Source organism: Mycobacterium sp., assembly GCF_035603715.1.
Taxonomy (GTDB): domain Bacteria; phylum Actinomycetota; class Actinomycetes; order Mycobacteriales; family Mycobacteriaceae; genus Mycobacterium.
Genome location: NZ_DATNJW010000635.1, coordinates 1 through 2,018, shown reverse-complemented (window position 1 = coordinate 2,018; position 2,018 = coordinate 1). Strand labels below are relative to the sequence as shown.

The 2,018-nt window shown below is 65.6% G+C and carries 4 protein-coding genes; 2 read left to right on the top strand and 2 right to left on the bottom strand.

Annotation, left to right across the window (positions count from 1 at the left end; all coding sequences use genetic code 11):
- On the top strand, positions 1-547 hold a 547-nt coding region (locus VN856_RS25760), incomplete at its 5' end, for an FAD-binding protein (protein ID WP_325694596.1).
- On the opposite strand, the gene VN856_RS25755 is transcribed toward VN856_RS25760, so the two are convergent.
- Both VN856_RS25755 and VN856_RS25750 read right to left on the bottom strand, forming a co-directional pair.
- Complete coding sequence (locus VN856_RS25755; RefSeq protein ID WP_325694594.1) at positions 544-918, bottom strand: nuclear transport factor 2 family protein; 375 nt, start codon at positions 916-918, stop codon at positions 544-546. The genes VN856_RS25760 and VN856_RS25755 overlap by 4 nt on opposite strands.
- A gap of 21 nt (positions 919-939) precedes the next feature.
- Positions 940-1,782: an SDR family oxidoreductase gene (locus tag VN856_RS25750; RefSeq protein WP_325694592.1), complete on the bottom strand. Its 843-nt coding sequence runs from the start codon at positions 1,780-1,782 to the stop codon at positions 940-942.
- 104 nt (positions 1,783-1,886) lie between these two features.
- Between VN856_RS25750 and VN856_RS25745 the strand changes: the two genes are divergently transcribed.
- Positions 1,887-2,018, top strand: a 132-nt coding sequence (locus VN856_RS25745) for an SDR family NAD(P)-dependent oxidoreductase (RefSeq protein WP_325694598.1), incomplete at its 3' end; no start/stop codon positions are given.

Below are 2,018 nucleotides of genomic sequence, written 5' to 3'. Positions count from 1 at the left end.
CGTCAATGACCCGGCCTGGATGGTGTTCGATGCACAACACCTCAAGCGTTATGGGTTCTTGGGCGTCGACCCTGACGGGCCGGTGCCGGACTGGTTCTGCGAATCGCGGGATCTCAGCGAGTTGGCCGCCAAGACCGGGATTGCCCTCGACGGGCTCGCCCGCACCATCGACGCCTGGAACCGCCACGTCGGTGACGGCTCTGATCCTGACTTCGGCCGTGGCTCAAGTGCTTACGACGGCTACTGGGGTGATGAGCACGCGACGACGCTGGCCGGCAAGACGCTGGGCCCCGTCGACACCGCGCCGTTCTACGCGGTTCCGGTGTCGGTAGGCGCGATGGGCACCAAGGGCGGACCGCGCACCGACCGCGATGGACGCGTCCTGCACGTCAGCGGTCGGCCTATTCCGGGCCTGTTCGCCTCCGGCAACGCGATGGCTGGGGTGACCGGACGTGCTTATGGCGGTGCCGGCGGAACCATAGGTCCGGCAATGGTTTTCGGCTACCGCGCGGGCTACGCCGCGGCGACCGGGAAGTCTGTCGACTAGCTGAACGCCTTGGTGATTGCCGCCATGTCGAAGTAGTCGCGCCACGTCGCAATGCGGCCATCGCGGACTTCGAAGACACCCATCACCGGCAGCGGAATCTCGCCGCCATCCTTGCGGTGCATCACATCGGTGCGTTCGTTCATCACGACCGTGCCGTCGCTGACCTGCCGGTGCACGTTGAAGTCGATGCCGTCGAACGCCGCGACGAATCCCGCGATGAACTGCGCAATCGCCTCACGGCCCTGCACGGGATCCATCGGAATGTTGTGGTAGACGGCGTCCTCGGTGAAGTACCCGGCCAACTCTTCCGGGTTGGGCGACGACCACAGTTTGCAGAATTCGGTAACCAGTTCATCGGCAGTGTGCGTCATGGATTCATGCAACACCAGAGCTCAGCGCTCGGCGAGTGCTTTGGCCAGATCGATTGTCCCGGTGGTGATCGCGGCGACCACTCCACCGTCGACCAGGAGATCGGTACCGGTGACGAACGACGCAGAGGGGCCGAGCAGGAACTCGGTGGCGGCCGAGATGTCCTCGGGTGTGCCGAGACGCCGCAGGCCCGAGTTCTCGACCATTGCCCTCATCAGCGTGCCCGATTCGCTGTCGAGTTCCAGCCGCCCCATCGCCGTCGAGATGACACCTGGGCTGATGGAGTTGATCCGGGCGCCACGTTCACCCCAGGTTCCGGCTGCCGCGGCCACCCGGATCTGGTTGGCCCGCTTGGCGAACGGATACGCCATTTGACTGCTGGTGATCTTCGAGCAGGCTTCGAGGCCGAGCAGTTCCTCGGCGGGCAGGCTCGCGAGCTGTCGCTCCAGCTCCGGATCCAGCGCGGGCTGCATGTGACCGGCCATGCTCGCGATGACCACCCCGGCGCCGCCGGGCTCGATCACTCGGCCGAACTCGTCGATGCTCAGCGCGACACCCAGCAGGTCCACAGCAAGCACCGCCTCAGCGGATGCCTGTTGCGGCGAGAGCCCCGCGGTGTGCACCACCGCCGTAACGCGGCCGGCCGCCCGGGCCGTCTCGGCGACCGCGGCCAGCGAACTGCGCGAGGTGACGTCGACCTCTCGGGTCAGCACCTGATGGCCGTCTTCGGTGAGGGCACTCGCCACGGCGTTCAAGCCGTCGGCATTGATGTCGGCGAGCACGATGGTCCGGCCCGCTCCACTACGGCGGGCAACCGAAACCCCCATTCCGCCGACCCCGATGATGACCAGAACGTCGTTGTTCACGGCTTTCTCCCGTTCGGCGAAACATGGACCCTGAGGCGCCTACGACTATACGAGAATAGTATTCTCTCAACCCGAGAGTATGAGTTGCAAGAAGGGAAACAGCAATGCAGATCAGCGGTAGTTCGGCCATCGTCGTTGGCGGCGCAGGCGGCCTGGGCGAGGCCACGGTTCGCCGACTGCACGCCGCAGGGGCCAAGGTGGTTATCGCCGATCTGGCCGATGAGAAGGGCAAGGCG

Coding starts and splice junctions, on each gene's coding strand:
- VN856_RS25755 (WP_325694594.1), bottom strand. CDS start 918: ATGACGCACACTGCCGATGAACTGGTTACCGAATTCTGCAAACTGTGG.